At 67.9% G+C, this 340-nt stretch carries 1 pseudogene; it reads left to right on the top strand.

What is annotated here, in order from left to right:
* Positions 1–340: pseudogene (locus FLQ44_RS23455) on the top strand (glycerol acyltransferase); the annotation flags it as partial.

Here is a 340-nt window from a genome sequence, read left to right on the forward strand (position 1 = left end):
AGTTCGCCGAGATCCTGATCATGGGCGCGGCGGCGGTGGGCTTCGCGCTGGGCTCGGTCGAACTGCTGCTGGGCGTACTGTTCCTGATGGGCACGCAGTCGGCCTTCTTCGGCCCGCTCAAGTACTCGCTGATGCCGCAGCACCTGAAGCCCTGGGAACTGGTCGGCGGCAATGCCTGGGTCGAGGCCGCGACCTTCATGGCGATCCTGCTCGGCTTCCTCGCCGGCGGGCCATTGATGCAGCTGGAGAACGCCGACCTCTGGGTGTCGGTCTGCGTGATCGGCTTGGCCATCGTCGGCTGGGGCGTGAGTCTGGCGATTCCGCCGGCACCGCCGACCGC

The sequence above is a fragment of the Vogesella mureinivorans genome (assembly GCF_007644035.1).
In the GTDB taxonomy this organism is placed as follows: Bacteria; Pseudomonadota; Gammaproteobacteria; order Burkholderiales; family Chromobacteriaceae; genus Vogesella; species Vogesella mureinivorans.